Origin of the sequence: Pseudomonas sp. RIT288 (assembly GCF_000631985.1) — a bacterium.
GTDB lineage: Bacteria > Pseudomonadota > Gammaproteobacteria > Pseudomonadales > Pseudomonadaceae > Aquipseudomonas.
In genome coordinates, this window is the sequence record NZ_JFYN01000044.1 from 145216 (window position 1) to 160877 (window position 15662).

Consider the following 15662-nt stretch of genomic DNA (forward strand, 5'->3'; position numbering starts at 1 on the left):
TTAAAGGGTTTTCGACATCCGGCTTGCCATCAGCGCCCAGCCAAACAGCAGCAAACAGACGATGATAAGCGGCCACGAACGCCATTGCAGGTACGGCGTCAGATTGTGCATCGGCACCACTTCGCCATACAGAATGCCCTGCTCGAACTGCGGGATCTGCTCGGTGATCTGCCCGAACGGGTTGATCAGTCCGGTCACGCCATTGTTGGTGGCGCGGATCATCCAGCGGCCTGCCTCAAGTGCGCGCATTTGCGCCATTTGCAGGTGTTGCAGCGGGCCGATCGAGGTGCCGAACCAGGTGTCGTTGCTGATCGTCAGCAGCAGATCGCTGCGTGCCGACAAACCGGCAGCGAACTCCGGGTACACCACTTCGTAGCAGATGAACGGCGCAATCTGATAACCCTTGGCCTGCAGCAACGGCTGATCCGCCGGCCCGCGAGCGAAGTCGGACATCGGCAAGTCAAAGAACGCGATCAAACCGCGCAGCAGATCCTGCAACGGTACGTACTCACCGAACGGCACCAGTTTCTGTTTGAGGTAGGTGCCATCGCCTTCGCCGACCACGGTGATGCCGTTGAAGAAGCGTTTTTCGTGGCGAACCGTCTCGCGGATCGGCACGCCGGTGATCAGCGCCGATTTACGCTCGGCGGCGAAGTTGCCCATCATGTTCAGGTAGCCCTCGGCGGACTCCTTGAGCACCGGCACGGCGGTTTCCGGCCAGATCAGCAGGTCCACCGGTCTGGAACGAAAGCTCAGGTCGCGGTACAGCGCCAGTTGCGCGTTGAGCTGCGCCGGATCCCATTTCATGCTTTGTTCGACGTTGCCCTGAATTGCGGCAACGCTCAGTGCCGGGCCGGACGGACTGGTCCAGGCGTGGCCCTTGAGTGCAATGCCTGCCACCCAAGGCCCGACCAGCAACACTAGGCCAGCCGCGATAAAACCCTTGCGACCGGATTGCAGCAGACGCGGCGCGTTGTAGATCAGCGCCGCAGTCAGCGCCAGAACGAACGACACCAACCACATGCCACCCACTGGCGCGAGCCCGGCCAATGGACCGTCGAGCTGGCTGTAACCGGAGTAGAGCCAAGGGAAACCGGTGAGGAACCAGCCGCGAAAGGCCTCCTGACCGACCCACAGCGCGGCAAACGCCAGCGCATCGGCCAGCGGTGCTTCATTGCGGCGCAACCAGCGCGCCCAGACCCAGGCGGGCAGGGCAAAGAAAAACGCGATCGCTGCGGTGAACAGCAGCATCAGGAACCCGGCCAGCAGTACTGATGCGCCACCGAAATGGTGGATGCTGTAGTAGATCCAGCTGGTGCCGGCGCCGAACAGGCCGAAACCGAAACACCAACCACGGCCCAGTGCCTGACGCGGCTTCAGCTCGCGCAGGCCAGCGTAGAACAGGCCGACCGCGAGCAAAGCCAGCGGCCAGATGTTGAACGGGGCGAGGGCGAAGGTGGTGATTGCACCGGCCGCCACAGCCAGCAGGTTACCGGGCCAGCCGGGGCGGGTTGTCCAGCGCATTTCTTTCCTTAATGATTACCGGGCGATAGGTGTCAGTCGCAGCAAATGAATCCGACGGCTGTCGGCGTTCAGGATGCGGAAACGATAGGCGCCGATTTCAGTGATTTCGTTACGCTTTGGCAAGTGCCCGAACGCGCTCATCACCAGGCCGCCGACGGTGTCGAATTCGTCGTCGGAGAATTCGCTGTCGAAGAACTCGTTGAAGTTCTCGATCGGCGTCAGGGCCTTGATCAGGAAGTCACCGCTGGGCAGCGGCTTGATGTAGCTGTCTTCTTCGACGTCGTGCTCGTCTTCGATGTCGCCGACGATCTGTTCCAGCACGTCTTCAATCGTCACCAGACCGGCCACGCCGCCGTACTCGTCGATGACGATGGCCATGTGGTTGTGGTTGGCGCGAAATTCACGCAGCAACACGTTCAGACGCTTGGACTCCGGCACGAAGGTGGCCGGGCGCAGCAGATCCTTGATGTTGAAGCTGTCGCCGTTCTCCTTGAGAATCAGCGGCAGCAGATCCTTGGCCAGCAGCACGCCCATCACGTCGTCGTGGCTTTCGCCGATGACCGGGTAGCGCGAGTGGGCCGAGTCGAGCACGGCCGGCAGGAACTCACGAGGGGTCTGGGTCGCCTTGATGCTGATCATCTGCGAGCGCGGCACCATGATGTCGCGTACTTGCAGGTCAGCCACCTGAATGGCGCCTTCGACGATGGCCAGCGCTTCGCTGTCCAGCAGTTTGTTCTGATGTGCATCACGCAGCAGCTCAAGCAGCTCCTGACGGTTCTTCGGCTCGTGGGCAAAAGCCTGGGTCAGTTTACCCAGCCATGACTTCTGCCCGTTGCTCGATCGATCTTCGCTCATAGCGATTACTCTGAATCCTTTGTTGTAACGATAGGGGATGTTTCGTGTTCGTCGTCCGCGTACGGATCGGGGTAGCCCAATTCGGCAAGCAACTCGCGTTCCAGTGCTTCCATTTCTTCGGCTTCGTCGTCATCTATATGGTCGTAACCAAGCAGATGCAAGCAGCCGTGAATGACTAGATGTGCCCAATGGGCCTTGAGTTCCTTGCCTTGTTCGACAGCTTCGCGTTCGACCACCGCAACGCAAATCACCAGATCGCCGAGCAGCGGGATGTCGAGAAACTCGTCCGGGACTTCGGCCGGGAACGACAGGACGTTGGTCGCGTAATCCTTGTGGCGCCAGGTGTGATTGAGTTCGCGACCTTCTTCCTCGTCGACCAGGCGAATGGTCATTTCCGAGTCGGCGCTGCGCTGGCGCAGGGCCAGTTCGCACCATTGGCGGAAGTCGGCTTCACTCGGGGCGTTCGCTTCGGTAGCGATTTGCAGATCCAGCTCAAGCATCGCGCGAGGTTTCCCTGGCGGCTTCGGCACGGGTCTCGAAGCGCTCGTAGGCCTCGACGATCCGCTGCACCAACGGGTGGCGCACGACGTCTTTAGGCTGGAAATGGGTGAAGCTGATGCCCGGAACGTCCTTGAGCACTTCGATCACATGATGCAGGCCGGACTTGGTGCCGCGCGGCAGGTCGACCTGGGTGATGTCGCCAGTGATGACTGCAGTCGAGCCAAAGCCGATCCGGGTCAGGAACATTTTCATCTGCTCGACGGTGGTGTTCTGGCTTTCGTCGAGAATGATGAAGCTGTTGTTCAGCGTACGACCGCGCATGTAGGCCAGCGGCGCGACTTCGATCACCTGGCGCTCGATCAGCTTGGCCACGTATTCGAAACCGAGCATTTCGTAGAGGGCGTCGTACAGCGGGCGCAGGTACGGGTCGATCTTCTGGCTCAGGTCGCCGGGCAGGAAACCGAGTTTTTCACCCGCTTCAACCGCCGGACGTACCAGCAGGATGCGGCGGATCTGCTCGCGCTCCAAGGCATCAACGGCGCAAGCCACGGCCAGATAGGTCTTGCCGGTACCGGCCGGACCAATGCCGAAGTTGATGTCGTTGCCGAGAATTTCCTTCACATAGCGCAGCTGATTCAGGCCGCGTGGGCGAATCATGCCTTTCTTGGTGCGCAGGGCGACGGACGCTTCGGCGGGGGCGTGGTTGTCCAGTTCGACGACGGCCGACTCCTGGAGGAACAGGTGCACCATGTCCGGCGACAGCTCGGTACCCTTGGTTTCGCGGTACAGGCGGCGCAGCAGGTTTTCCGCAGACGTGGTGTGCTTGGGGTCGCCGATCAGCTCGAACTGGTTTCCGCGATTGCGGATCTCGATGGCCAGGCGCTGTTCGATCAAGCGCAAATGCTCGTCGAATTGCCCGCACAGATTGGCGAAGCGGCGAGCCTCAAAGGGCTCGAGGATAAAACGATGTGGTTCTATGGGTGCGTTCAAGGTCGTATTTAGCCGCCCTGGGGCAATTAAGATGAAATCAAGGATAACGCCAGTGGCGTGGGTGCGAAAGCTCTTATATGAACTCGCCCGATTCATGCCCCTGGCGCCGTACTTGTGGGAGCGAGCCTGCTCGCGAAGGCGGCGACACATTCAACATTGAGGTGTCTGACAGACCGCTTTCGCGAGCAGGCTCGCTCCCACAGGATATGCGGTGTTATTGAATCAACGAACCGCGCAGCGAGTGCGGTTGTGCCGCATCGATGTGCACGTCGGCGAACTGGCCGATCAGGGTTGGATTATCGCAGCGGAAGTTGACGATACGATTATTCTCGGTGCGCCCTTGCAGCTCGCCCGGGTCTTTCTTCGAGTAGTCGGTGACCAGAATGCGCTGGATCGAGCCGACCATTTGTCGGCTGATCTCGAACCCTTGCTGATTCAGACGATGTTGCAAGGCGTTCAGGCGTTCTTTTTTCAGCTCTTCCGGGGTGTCGTCGGCCAGATCGGCCGCCGGGGTGCCCGGGCGCTGGCTGTAGACGAACGAGTAGGAGAAGTCGAAACCGACGTCGGCAATCAGCTTCATCGTCTGTTCGAAGTCTTTCTCGGTCTCGCCAGGGAAGCCGACGATGAAGTCCGAACTGATGCAGATGCCCGGTACCGCAGCGCGCAGTTTGCGCAGCTTGGATTTGTACTCCAGCGCGGTGTGGTTGCGCTTCATCGCCGCCAGAATCCGGTCCGAACCCGATTGCACCGGCAAGTGCAGGTGTTTGACCAGCTCCGGCACTTCGGCGTGGGCCTGGATCAGGCTGTCGGAGAACTCCAGCGGGTGCGAAGTGGTGTAGCGGATGCGGTCGATGCCATCGACGGCGGCGACCACGCGGATCAACTCGGCCAGATCGGCCAGACGCCCATCGTGGGTCAGGCCGCGATAACCGTTGACGTTCTGCCCCAGCAAGGTCACTTCACGCACGCCGTTTTCAGCGAGGTGAATGATCTCGGCGATCACGTCATCGAACGGCCGGCTGACTTCTTCGCCGCGGGTGTAGGGCACCACGCAGAACGTGCAGTACTTGCTGCAGCCTTCCATCACCGACACGTAGGCACTCGGGCCGTCGATGCGCGGCTCGGGCAAGTGGTCGAATTTTTCGATTTCCGGGAACGAGACGTCGACTTGCGGCAACTTGCTGCTGCGTGCGGCATCGATCATTTCCGGCAGGCGGTGCAGGGTTTGCGGGCCGAAGACCACGTCGACGTACGGGGCGCGATCACGGATCGCCGCGCCTTCCTGGCTGGCCACGCAACCGCCGACGGCGATCACCATGTCCGGGTTGGCCAGTTTCAGTTCGCGCCAGCGGCCGAGCTGCGAGTACACCCGATCCTGTGCACGTTCGCGGATCGAGCAGGTGTTGAGCAGAATCACGTCGGCGTCTTCCGCACGGGCGGTGACTTCCAGGGCCTGATGTTCGCCCAGCAGATCAACCATGCGCGAGCTGTCGTACTCGTTCATCTGGCAACCGTGGGTTTCGATGTAAAGCTTCTTGGCCATGGAGTAAGGTCGTCACCTGATTCAAAGAACCGCGCATTATAGGGAACAAGCCCTCAGGTTCCTACCGCTGTGCGTCCGGCGGCTATGCTATAGTTTGCGCCCTCATTTTTATCCCCGATGTTATCCCCCCGCCATGACCAAACGCGAAGCTCCAATCTATAAGGTGATTTTTCTCAACCAGGGCCAGGTGTTCGAAATGTACGCCAAGCAGATCTATCAAAGTGATCTGTGGGGTTTTCTGGAAGTGGAAGAGTTCGTCTTTGGCGAGCGCACGCAAGTGGTAGTCGATCCGAGCGAAGAGAAGCTCAAGGCGCAGTTCGAGGGCGTGGTGCGCAGCTTTGTGCCGATGCATTCGATCGTGCGCATCGACGAGGTGGAGCGTCTGGGCACCCCGAAAATCAGCGAAGCCCGTGGCGCGGTCGGCAATGTGATGCCGTTTCCGATGCCGATGCCTGAGAAGTAAACCGCAAAACCGAGTCGCCCCATTCGCGAGCAGGCTCGCTCCCACATTTGATCTCCAGCGCTGCGAAGATCTTTTGTGGGAGCGAGCCTGCTCGCGAATGGGGATAGTCAAAGCAAAGCAGAAATCAGGGAAGCGGCGAAAACGGCGTACGCCCATCGGCGTTCTGCAGTTCCATCAGGTATTTACGGAAAATTTGCCCGAGCACCTGAGTCGCGGTTTCGAGGTCTTCGCGGGACATTTTTTCGGAGACTTCGTCAGCGGTGTCCAGCGCATCTTCGGCGCCGTTGACCGCGGCCATCTTCAGCACGATGTACGCCTGAATGTTGTTGGCCTGCACGCCTTCACCGTGGAAGAACATGGTGCCGAGCTTGAATTGCGCCTGAGCGTGGCCTTGCAGCGAGGCCTTTTCGAAATAGCTCAGGGCTTGATTGAGGTCGCGTGGCGCATTCTTGCCGTCGTAGTAGAACTCACCCAACTCGTATTGCGCTTGCGCATCCCCTTCGTCCGCCGCTTTCTGGCAGGCGGCCAGTGCCTGCGTGACGTCTTGCGGCTGAGTGTTGAGGGTGCAACGACCCATCGCCGGGATCAACAACGAGTTGCCGCCTGCTTGTGCATGCGCGAGCAGGGGCTGAAGGAGCAACAGGCAGCCCAAGGCAAGGGTGCGGCCGGTGCGGTTCATGGGAATCGACTTACCTCTGAAGGGCACGCGGACCCATCGAGGGATCCAATAAGCGCGCATTATGAAATAAGCAGGGCCAACCTTACAAAGTCTTTACTCGTTTTTCTGCTGCGCGGGGAATATATCGGCCACTTTCTGGCGGATTTTTAGTACAAGCGTGGGAAAAAGGGCGTGGGTGTAGGTGAAGGCTGACGCTGGCAATGGCCAACGTCAGCGGTACGGCGATTACTTCAGTGCAGCGAAGGCGCGTTCGGCAGCGTCCAGGGTGATTTTGAGTTCGGCTTCGCCATGGGCGATCGAGGTGAAACCGGCTTCGAATGCGCTCGGCGCCAGGTACACGCCGCCTTCCAGCATCAGATGGAAGAAGCGACCGAACAGTGCCGCGTCGCTGGCCATCACGTCTTCAAAAGTGACGATGTCGTCGGCGCCGCTGAAATACAGGCCGAACATGCCACCCGCTTGCGTGGTCACGAACGGAATACCCGCCGCATCGGCGCGTTGTTGCAGACCGTCGAGCAGGCGCGTGGTGTAGTCGGTCAGCTCGGCGTGGAACCCTGGGCGGCTGATCAGGCGCAGCGTGGTCAAACCGGCGGCCATCGCCAGCGGGTTACCCGACAGGGTGCCGGCTTGGTACACCGGGCCCAGCGGCGCGATGCGTTCCATGATTTCACGCTTGCCGCCGAAGCAGCCGACCGGCATGCCGCCGCCGATGATCTTGCCGAAGGTGGTCAGATCCGGGGTTACGTCGTAGTACGCCTGAGCGCCACCGAGGGCGACGCGGAAACCGGTCATCACTTCGTCGAAAATCAGCACCACGCCATGCTTGTCGCACAGCGCGCGCAGGCCTTCGAGGAAACCCGGCGCCGGCGGTACGCAGTTCATGTTGCCTGCCACTGGCTCGACGATGATGCAGGCGACGTCCTGACCGACTTCGGCGAGCATCTTCTCTACAGCGTCGATGTCGTTGAACGGCAGGGTCAGGGTGTGTTTGGCGAACGCTGCCGGTACACCGGCGGAGCTTGGCACGCCTTGAGTCAAAGCGCCGGAGCCGGCCTTGACCAGCAAGCTGTCGGAGTGACCGTGGTAGCAGCCTTCGAACTTGATGATGCTGTCACGACCGGTGTAGCCACGGGCCAGACGAATCGCACTCATGGTCGCTTCGGTGCCGGAGCTGACCATGCGCACCATGTCCATCGACGGCACCAGCGAGCAGACCAGGTCGGCCATCTCGGTTTCCATCGCGGTCGGCGCGCCGTAGGACAGGCCGTGTTGCAGTTGATTGCGCACCGCGTCGAGCACGTCCGGGTGGCTGTGGCCGAGGATCATCGGCCCCCACGAACCGACATAATCCACATAGCGCTTGTCGTCTTCGTCTGTGACGTAGGCGCCTTCGGCATGCTTGAAGAACAGCGGTGTGCCGCCCACGCTCTTGAACGCGCGAACCGGCGAGTTCACACCACCGGGAATGTGTTTCTGGGCATTGGCAAACAGGGTTTCGGAACGAGACATGTTCGGGCTCTCAAATCAGATTTTCAGAAGTTCGTTGAAGGCGCGGGCGCGACGGGTCACTTCGGCGGTGCTCTCGGCACCGAACAAACCGTGGACCACCGCCAGCAGGTCGACCCCGTGGGCCACCAGTGGCGCGGCGTTGTCGAGGGTGATGCCGCCAATCGCGCAGACCGGCAGGTGCAGCTTGCGTTTGGCCTCGTCGAGCAGATCGAGGCTGCAGCTTGGTGCGCCGGGCTTGGTGTTGGAATTGAAGAAGCGGCCGAAGGCGACATAACTCGCGCCCTCTTTGGCGGCCTGTTCAGCCAGTTCGAGCTGCGCATGGCAGGTCGAACCGATAATGGCTTTTGAGCCGAGCAGGGCGCGGGTCGGCGACAGCGGGCCGTCAGTCTGCCCCAGGTGCACGCCGACGTTGAGGCGCGCGGCCAGTTCGGCGTCATCGTTGATGATCAACTGGGTTTTGTAGCGCTCGCACAGGTCGCGCAAGGCTTCGGCCTCGCGCAGACGGCGGGCCTCATCGCTGCTTTTGTCGCGGTATTGCAGCAAGGTGACGCCGCCTTCCAGCGCCGCCTCCACGTACGACAGAAACTTGCCCGCCAGTAATTGGCTGTCGGTGATGGCGTACAGGCCACGTAGTTTCATCAGGCAGACCTCACGACGTTACGAGCAAAAATCCAGCGGCAGACGACGCGGCACGAACTGGCCTTTGCCCAGTTGCTCGGCATCGCGCAGGGTGCGCCAGGTGTAATCCAGTGCCGTACGCACGGCGCTGGCGAGGTTTTCACCCTGGGCCAGCCGACCGGCGAGAGCGCTGGCCAATGTGCAGCCGGAACCGTGATAACTGCCCGGTAAACGCTGGCAATAGAAGGTTTCACGCAGGCCGTCACGGCTGTACAGGCGATTGTGGATTTCAGTTTCGTCGCCATGGCCGCCGGTGATCAGCAGGTTTTTGACGAACGGCAGGAGTTTTTCTGCGCACTCGTCCGCAGTGCCTTCGGGCAATTCGGCGAGAATTCGCGCTTCTGGCAGGTTGGGGGTGGCAATGATCGACAGCGGCAGTAGACGCTCGCGCATCGCATAACCGACTTCATCCTTGCCCAGGCGTCCGCCGCCGCCGGCACGCAGCACCGGGTCGCAGACCACCGGCAGGTGCGGGTGCGCCGAAAGCAGTTCGACCACGGTGTCGACCATTTCCAGCGAACCGAGCATGCCCAGTTTGACCGCAGCGACTTCGGAGTCGTTGAGCACGGCATTGGCCTGGGCCAGTACCCACTCACGGTCGAGGACGCGGAAGTCAGTGACGTTGACGGTGTCTTGCACGGTCAGGGCGGTGACGGCCGGAGCCGCATGGCAACCCTGCGCAAGCAGGGCTTCAATATCTGCCTGCAAGCCGGCGCCACCACTGGGGTCGTGGCCGGAGAGACAGAGGACAACGGGGCGGGAGCTGTAGATATTCATGGTGCGCGAGCTTACCACCAAACCTGATTTTGGGGTTCAGTCCGGCGAAGCAAGATCAAAAGATCGCAGCCTTCGGCAGCTCCTACATGGAAACGCGATCTCTGTAGGAGCTGCCGCAGGCTGCGATCTTTTTGAATTCCTGACCTTCTCAACAGCTCTAGCCCGCAGCTTTGCTCTGAAACGCCCGTTCTAGAGCCTTTACAGGAAAAAATTTGATGGTGCTCAATGGCCATCAACGGCTATGCTAGTCTGGATCCAAACCAATAACAGGTAATACCGGTTTTACGTCTACTCAAAGGGAATGGGGGGCTTCCTGACACAACCGGACGAGCCACGCTGGGGCTTCAATGCGCTATTTGCTGATGTTGCTGTTCTGCTTGCCCCTCCTCGCAAGCGCCGTCGAGTTCGACGAAAATACCCAGAGCCTTCCCCTGGGTCGCTCCCTGCAAGTGTTCGAAGACCCGAGCGGTCAGGCGAACATTGCCGACGTCCGCGCTCAAGCGGCGGCGGGCAATTTCAAACCCCACGACAAAGCCACGCTGAATGCCGGTTACTCGCGCTCGGCGTTCTGGCTGAAGATTGATCTGCATTACCGTCCGAACAATCCGGCCGCCCAACGCACCTGGCTGCTGGAACTGGCGTATCCGCCGCTCGATCACCTCGACCTTTATATGGCCGATGCCAATGGCGATTACCGGCTGATCCGGCGGACCGGCGACGCCTTGCCCTTCGCCAACCGCGAGATCCGCCAGAACAATTACCTGTTCGACCTGACCTTCGCCCCTGACCAGCAAAAAACCGTGTTCCTGCGCCTGGCCAGCGAAGGCTCGATCCAGGCACCAGTGACGTTATGGTCGAGCACCGCGTACCTCGAGGATCAACCGGTGCGCCTGTATGTGCTGGGGATCATCTATGGCGTGCTGCTGGGGATGCTGGTCTACAACCTGTTCATCTACCTGAGCGTGCGCGACACCAGCTACCTCTATTACATCTTCTACATTGCCTCGTTCGGCCTTTATCAACTGTCGGTGAACGGTGCGGCGGTCGAGTATTTCTGGCCGGACAATCCGTGGTGGGCCAACGCCGCCACGCCGTTTTTCATCGGCTGCGCCGGCCTGTTCGGCAGCCAGTTCGCCCGCAGTTTCCTGCAGACCAGAATCCACAGCCGCTGGCTCGACTATCTGCTGATCGCCCTGATCGCGTTCGGCGCGCTGGTGGTGGGGCTGTCGCTGATGACCAGTTACGCGTTGTCGCTGCGCCTGGCGACTCTGTTGGCGCTGGTGTTTACCGTGGTGATTTTCGCCGCCGGGTTCCTCGCCTGGTGGCGTGGCTTGCGGGTGGCGCGTTACTTCATCATTGCCTGGTCGGCGTTCCTGCTCGGCGGCATCGTCAATACGCTGATGGTGCTGGGCCTGCTGCCAAACGTGTTCCTGACCATGTACGCCAGCCAGATCGGCTCGGCGATCGAAGTCGCGCTGCTGTCGCTGGCGCTGGCCGATCGCATCAACGCCATGCGCGAACAGCAGGCGCAGACCCTGTTCGATGCGGGGCAGAAACTCGAAGTGCTCAACCAGCAACTGGCCCACAGCAACAAGCTCAAAGATGAATTCCTCGCGACCCTGACCCATGAGTTGCGTACGCCGATGAACGGAGTGATCGGTTCGCTGGAGCTGATGCAGACCGTCGAGCTGGAGCCTGAACTGGAGCAATACCAGCAAACCGCCGCCGGCTCCGCCCGGGACATGATGCGCATGGTCAACGGCATCCTCACCCTCACCGAACTGCAGGCCGGCAAGCTCAAGGCAACGCCGGGCAGCTTCAGCCTGCGCGCGGTGGTCGAGGCCTTGCGCGTGCAGTTCGACGGCAACGCGGCGAGCAAGTCGCTGGACTTCAAAGTCGAGGTGCTGCCGACCCTGCCGGATCGCTTGCACGGCGACAGCGCAAAACTGGCGCAATGCCTGGAATGCCTGCTGGACAACGCGATCAAGTTCACCCGGGTCGGTGGTCTGGCGCTGCGAGTGACGGGCAAGCCGACGGTAGAAAATCGCTTGGCGCTGTCGTTTGCGGTAATCGATACCGGCATCGGTTTCACCGATCTGGGCGAGGCGACGATGTATCAGCGCTTCTTCCAGCTCGACGGTTCGATGACCCGCGAATACGGCGGCCTGGGCGTGGGGTTGGCGATCTGTCGGCAACTGGTGGAACTGCTCGGCGGCAAGCTCACCCACCGCTCTCAGCCTGGCAGCGGCAGCCGTTTTCAGCTGGATGTCGAGTTCGAACTGCCCAAGATCGAAGCGGCGCCAACCCCGGACGCGCTGCATGAGCGCAGCCGTGCGCCGCAGGACTGCACGGTGTTGCTGGTGGATGACAACAGCGTCAACCAACTGGTAATGCGCGGCATGTTGCTCAAACTGGGGTTCCGCGTACGCACCGCGGACAACGGCGCGGCGGCGCTGGATTGTCTGCAACGGGAAACCTTCGACGCGGTGCTGATCGATTGCCAGTTGCCCAGCCATGAAGGGGCGTCGTTGTGCTGCCGGATCCATGCGTTACCCGGCTGCGCCAATCTGCCGGTGTTCATGCTGGCGCTGGGTACCGATCGCGAGCACTGCGCGCCGGGTACGCGCATCGATTACCTGAGCAAACCGGTGAAATTCGAAGACCTGCAAACGGCGCTGGAGCGTCGCGTGCTCAGCGCGTAACAGGGTGAAAGCGCCGACAGTTCGGCGCATATGACACTTTGATCAGCCACGGGCCGGTGCTTAACTGGATTCCTTGGCTGACCAGAGGAGCCCCGTCATGAACCTGCATCAGTTCGCCGAAACCCACGAAGTCACCAACCAGCCACCGTCGCTGGATGGCGCCAACCTGTACCGCATCGACCTGCCATTGCAGGAGTGGTCGCGCCGCTTTGGCGCCGGGTGGGCCGAGTCGCGGATCGATGTCTACGGTGCGCTGGCCGGTGGGCCGTTGATGGAGGCCGGGTTCCTTGCCAATCAGAACAAACCGGTGTTCGTCAGCCATGACCGCTACGGCCATCGCATCGATCTGGTGGAGTTTCATCCGGCCTACCACGAGTTGATGCGCACTGCGATTGAACATGGTCTGACCTCATCACCCTGGACCCATCCGCAGGACGGCGCACATGTCGCCCGCGCCTCGATGAGCTATCTGCACAGCCAGGCCGAGGCGGGCAGCGGTTGCCCGTTGACCATGACCTTCGCCAGCGTCCCGGCCATGCGTTTGCAGCCGGATCTGGCCGAACAGTGGCTGCCGAAAATCCTCGCCACCGAATACGACCCGCGCAACGTCGGCATGGCGCACAAGGCCGGCGTGACCATTGGCATGGCGATGACCGAGAAACAGGGCGGCACCGACGTGCGGGCCAACACCACCAAGGCCTATCCGGTTGGCGCCAGTGGCCCGGGCCAGGCCTATGAGCTGGTCGGGCACAAGTGGTTCTGCTCGGCGCCGATGTGCGATGCGTTCCTGACGCTGGCGCAGACCGACAAGGGCCTGACCTGCTTTCTGCTGCCGCGCCACCGCCCGGACGACACGCGCAATCAGTTCTACATCCAGCGCCTGAAAAACAAACTCGGTAACCAGTCCAACGCCTCCAGTGAAGTGGAGTTCCGTGGCGCTTTGGCGTGGATGGTTGGCGAAGAAGGGCGTGGCGTGCCGACCATCATCGAGATGGTGGCGATGACGCGTTTCGATTGCATGGTCGGTTCCAGCTCGCTGATGCGTCAGGCGCTGACCCAGGCCAGCCACCACTGCGCGCACCGCAAGGTCGGCGGCAAACTGCTCAGCGAGCAACCGTTGATGCAGAACGTGTTGGCCGATCTGGCGCTGGAAAGCGAAGCGGCGCTGGCGCTGAGTCTGCGCATGGGCAAGGCGCTGGATCATCTGGATGATCGCCACGAAGCACAATTCGCCCGGCTGGTGACGGCAGTGGGCAAATACTGGATCTGCAAACGAGCCCCCGGAATGATCAACGAAGCCGCCGAGTGCATGGGCGGCGCCGGGTATGTCGAGGAGAGCATCCTGCCACGGCTGTATCGCGAAGCACCGGTCAACTCGACCTGGGAGGGCTCGGGGAATGTGCAGTGCCTCGACGTGTTGCGCGCACTCTCGAAAGAGCCGGGTGTGCTCGATGTGTTGTTCAGCGAGTTGGGCGATGGCCATGGCGACAAACGTCTGGCCGCGCATATCCAGCAGTTGCAGGCGCAGTTCAAGGACACCAGCGACATTCAGTATCGGGCGCGGCAGCTGACCGAGGACATTGCGCTGGGGCTGCAGGCCAAGTTGTTGCTGGAGGCCGGCAACTCGGTGGTCAGCGACGCGTTCATTGCCAGCCGCTTGAGCGGTGGTGGCCGGGTCTACGGCGCATTGCCGCGCGGCCTGGACGTCGAAGCCATCGTCGCCCGCTCAACCCCACAAGGTTTCTGACCCAACACAAATCCCCTGTAGGCGCTGCCGGAGGCTGCGATCTTTTGATCTTGATCTTTTTAAAAGCAAGATCAAAAGATCGCAGCCTCCGGCAGCTCCTACAGGGATGGTGGTGGCCCATATATTGTGCGGTTGCCAACATGCCACTGTTCCCGTGAGACCACGATGCAGGCAAGATGAAGCTCTGCAAGTCAGAACACAGGAAGCTGATCGTGACCGAAGCGTTTATTGTCGTTCAAACCGCCGAACAAGCCGTGGACCGTCTGGCCGAGCTGCATGAGCGGGCCACCACTGCGCTGAACTCGGCGCTCAAGCGTTACCTCAAGGATCGCGTCGAGCCCGACGCCGAACAGCGTGCTCTGTTTCGTTATCCCGAACTGCGTCTGACCTACCTGTGTCAGGGCGAAGTCCCGCAGACCACCCGCGCCTACGCCAAGGTGCAACTGCCGGGCACCTACAGCGTCACCGTCACGCATCCGAAGGCGTTCCGCAAATACTTGCTGGAACAGCTGGTGCCGTTGATGCATGACTTCACGGTGACCGTGGAAGTCGGTGTCAGCCAACAGAACATTCCGTACCCGTACGTGGTCGAGCAGGGCGATGAACTGGCCGGCTCCGGCGTCACCGCGGCGGTGCTGGCGCGGGTGTTCCCGAGTACCGACCTGTCCGCCGCCACCGATGGCATCGCCGACGGTCTCTACGACTGGGAAAACACCGATCCGCTGCCACTGGCGCTGTTCGACGCCGCACGGGTCGACTTCTCCCTGCGTCGCCTGGTGCATTACACCGGCAGCGACTGGCGCCATGTACAGCCGTGGATTCTGCTGACCAACTATCACCGCTACGTCGACCAGTTCATCGTTCATGGCCTGGAACAACTGCGCAACGACCCGCGTTTCGTGCGCATGGTATTGCCGGGCAACGTGATCATCGAGAAAGGCATGGATCACGGCGAAGCCTCGGCGATTGCCGCTGGCGTGGTCTGGCACCGCTACCAGATGCCGGCCTATCACCTGATCGCCAACGACGGCCATGGCGTGACCCTGGTCAACATCGGTGTCGGCCCGTCCAACGCCAAGAACATCACTGACCACCTGGCGGTGCTGCGTCCGCATTGCTGGCTGATGATCGGTCACTGCGGCGGTCTGCGTCAGTCGCAGACCATCGGCGACTACGTGCTGGCGCACGCCTACATGCGTCGCGACGGGATTCTCGACCGCGTGGTGCCGCCGAACATTCCGATCCCGGCGCTGGCCGAAGTGCAGATGGCGCTGCAACAAGCCGCGGCCAATATCACCGGCGAGAAGGGCGAAGAGCTGAAAAAGCGTCTGCGCACCGGCACCGTGCTGACCTACGACGACCGTAACTGGGAACTGCGCTGGGCGCAGGAACGTCCGTTGATCAACCTGTCCCGCGCCGTGGCGGTGGACATGGAAAGCGGCACCATCGCCGCCCAGGGTTATCGTTTGCGGGTGCCTTACGGCACGTTGCTGTGCGTCTCGGACAAACCACTGCACAGTGAAATCAAGCTGCCGGGCTCGGCCAACGCGTTCTATGAGCGTGCGGTCAGTCAGCACTTGAAGATCGGCATCGCGGCGGTGGATCTGCTGCGCACCGAACTCAACTCGCTGCACTCGCGCAAACTGCGCAGCTTCGACGAGCCGCCGTTCCGCTGATTTGTTGATGGTCATTTA

General features: G+C 61.2%; 13 protein-coding genes. 4 read left to right on the top strand and 9 right to left on the bottom strand.

The genetic code is table 11. From position 1 onward, the window contains the following. The 5 genes from lnt to miaB form a co-directional block, all read right to left on the bottom strand. A complete protein-coding gene (gene lnt, locus BW33_RS27425) occupies nt 1–1524 on the bottom strand; it encodes an apolipoprotein N-acyltransferase (protein ID WP_047602554.1) in 1524 nt (507 codons plus the stop codon). 15 nt (nt 1525–1539) lie between these two features. Further along, nucleotides 1540–2379, bottom strand: coding sequence for an HlyC/CorC family transporter (locus BW33_RS27430; protein ID WP_003228526.1), 840 nt, complete (start codon nt 2377–2379; stop codon nt 1540–1542). Nucleotides 2380–2384: 5 nt separating this feature from the next. Next, a complete protein-coding gene (ybeY, locus tag BW33_RS27435) occupies nt 2385–2879 on the bottom strand; it encodes an rRNA maturation RNase YbeY (protein ID WP_047602555.1) in 495 nt (164 codons plus the stop codon). Continuing rightward, nucleotides 2872–3870, bottom strand: coding sequence for a PhoH family protein (locus tag BW33_RS27440; protein ID WP_007960560.1), 999 nt, complete (start codon nt 3868–3870; stop codon nt 2872–2874). Before BW33_RS27440 ends, ybeY begins: the two co-directional genes overlap by 8 nt. Before the next feature lie 214 nt (nt 3871–4084). Next, the gene (gene miaB, locus BW33_RS27445; RefSeq protein ID WP_007960557.1) at nt 4085–5413 is read right to left on the bottom strand and encodes a tRNA (N6-isopentenyl adenosine(37)-C2)-methylthiotransferase MiaB; all 1329 of its coding nucleotides are present in this window, start codon (nt 5411–5413) and stop codon (nt 4085–4087) included. A gap of 133 nt (nt 5414–5546) precedes the next feature. On the opposite strand from miaB, the gene BW33_RS27450 reads away from it, so the two are divergent. Beyond that, nucleotides 5547–5876, top strand: coding sequence for a DUF1820 family protein (locus BW33_RS27450; protein ID WP_003185742.1), 330 nt, complete (start codon nt 5547–5549; stop codon nt 5874–5876). A gap of 124 nt (nt 5877–6000) precedes the next feature. On the opposite strand, the gene BW33_RS27455 is transcribed toward BW33_RS27450, so the two are convergent. The 4 genes from BW33_RS27455 to BW33_RS27470 form a co-directional block, all read right to left on the bottom strand. Beyond that, nucleotides 6001–6555, bottom strand: a complete 555-nt coding sequence (locus BW33_RS27455; RefSeq protein ID WP_047296791.1) for a tetratricopeptide repeat protein — start codon at nt 6553–6555, stop codon at nt 6001–6003. A 225-nt stretch (nt 6556–6780) separates the two neighbouring features. Then, on the bottom strand, nt 6781–8064 hold the full coding sequence (gene hemL, locus BW33_RS27460; protein WP_047602556.1) for a glutamate-1-semialdehyde 2,1-aminomutase: 1284 nt from the start codon (nt 8062–8064) through the stop codon (nt 6781–6783). A 15-nt stretch (nt 8065–8079) separates the two neighbouring features. Then, nucleotides 8080–8703 (bottom strand): thiamine phosphate synthase, encoded by a 624-nt coding sequence (thiE, locus tag BW33_RS27465; RefSeq protein ID WP_007960555.1) that lies wholly within the window; start codon nt 8701–8703, stop codon nt 8080–8082. Nucleotides 8704–8721: 18 nt separating this feature from the next. After that, nucleotides 8722–9519 (bottom strand): hydroxymethylpyrimidine/phosphomethylpyrimidine kinase, encoded by a 798-nt coding sequence (locus BW33_RS27470; protein ID WP_007960553.1) that lies wholly within the window; start codon nt 9517–9519, stop codon nt 8722–8724. 347 nt (nt 9520–9866) lie between these two features. Here BW33_RS27470 and BW33_RS27475 point away from each other — a divergent pair, with 347 nt between their 5' ends. From BW33_RS27475 to amn, 3 genes are all read left to right on the top strand, one after another. After that, nucleotides 9867–12221, top strand: a complete 2355-nt coding sequence (locus BW33_RS27475) for a hybrid sensor histidine kinase/response regulator (RefSeq protein WP_047602557.1) — start codon at nt 9867–9869, stop codon at nt 12219–12221. A 97-nt stretch (nt 12222–12318) separates the two neighbouring features. Beyond that, the gene (locus tag BW33_RS27480) at nt 12319–13968 is read left to right on the top strand and encodes an acyl-CoA dehydrogenase family protein (protein ID WP_047602558.1); all 1650 of its coding nucleotides are present in this window, start codon (nt 12319–12321) and stop codon (nt 13966–13968) included. 176 nt (nt 13969–14144) lie between these two features. Beyond that, entirely contained in the window at nt 14145–15644 is a 1500-nt protein-coding gene (gene amn, locus BW33_RS27485; RefSeq protein ID WP_177327534.1) for an AMP nucleosidase, read from the top strand. The last annotated feature ends 18 nt before the right edge of the window (nt 15645–15662 follow it).

Bases quoted from the DNA above. Each gene is read 5' to 3' on its own strand.
- thiE (WP_007960555.1), bottom strand. From the start codon at position 8,703: ATGAAACTACGTGGCCTGTACGCCATCACCGACAGCCAATTACTGGCG.
- BW33_RS27480 (WP_047602558.1), top strand. From the start codon at position 12,319: ATGAACCTGCATCAGTTCGCCGAAACCCACGAAGTCACCAACCAGCCA.
- BW33_RS27450 (WP_003185742.1), top strand. From the start codon at position 5,547: ATGACCAAACGCGAAGCTCCAATCTATAAGGTGATTTTTCTCAACCAG.
- BW33_RS27455 (WP_047296791.1), bottom strand. From the start codon at position 6,555: ATGAACCGCACCGGCCGCACCCTTGCCTTGGGCTGCCTGTTGCTCCTT.
- BW33_RS27430 (WP_003228526.1), bottom strand. From the start codon at position 2,379: ATGAGCGAAGATCGATCGAGCAACGGGCAGAAGTCATGGCTGGGTAAA.
- hemL (WP_047602556.1), bottom strand. From the start codon at position 8,064: ATGTCTCGTTCCGAAACCCTGTTTGCCAATGCCCAGAAACACATTCCC.
- miaB (WP_007960557.1), bottom strand. From the start codon at position 5,413: ATGGCCAAGAAGCTTTACATCGAAACCCACGGTTGCCAGATGAACGAG.
- BW33_RS27475 (WP_047602557.1), top strand. From the start codon at position 9,867: ATGCGCTATTTGCTGATGTTGCTGTTCTGCTTGCCCCTCCTCGCAAGC.
- lnt (WP_047602554.1), bottom strand. From the start codon at position 1,524: ATGCGCTGGACAACCCGCCCCGGCTGGCCCGGTAACCTGCTGGCTGTG.
- BW33_RS27470 (WP_007960553.1), bottom strand. From the start codon at position 9,519: ATGAATATCTACAGCTCCCGCCCCGTTGTCCTCTGTCTCTCCGGCCAC.
- amn (WP_177327534.1), top strand. From the start codon at position 14,145: ATGAAGCTCTGCAAGTCAGAACACAGGAAGCTGATCGTGACCGAAGCG.
- ybeY (WP_047602555.1), bottom strand. From the start codon at position 2,879: ATGCTTGAGCTGGATCTGCAAATCGCTACCGAAGCGAACGCCCCGAGT.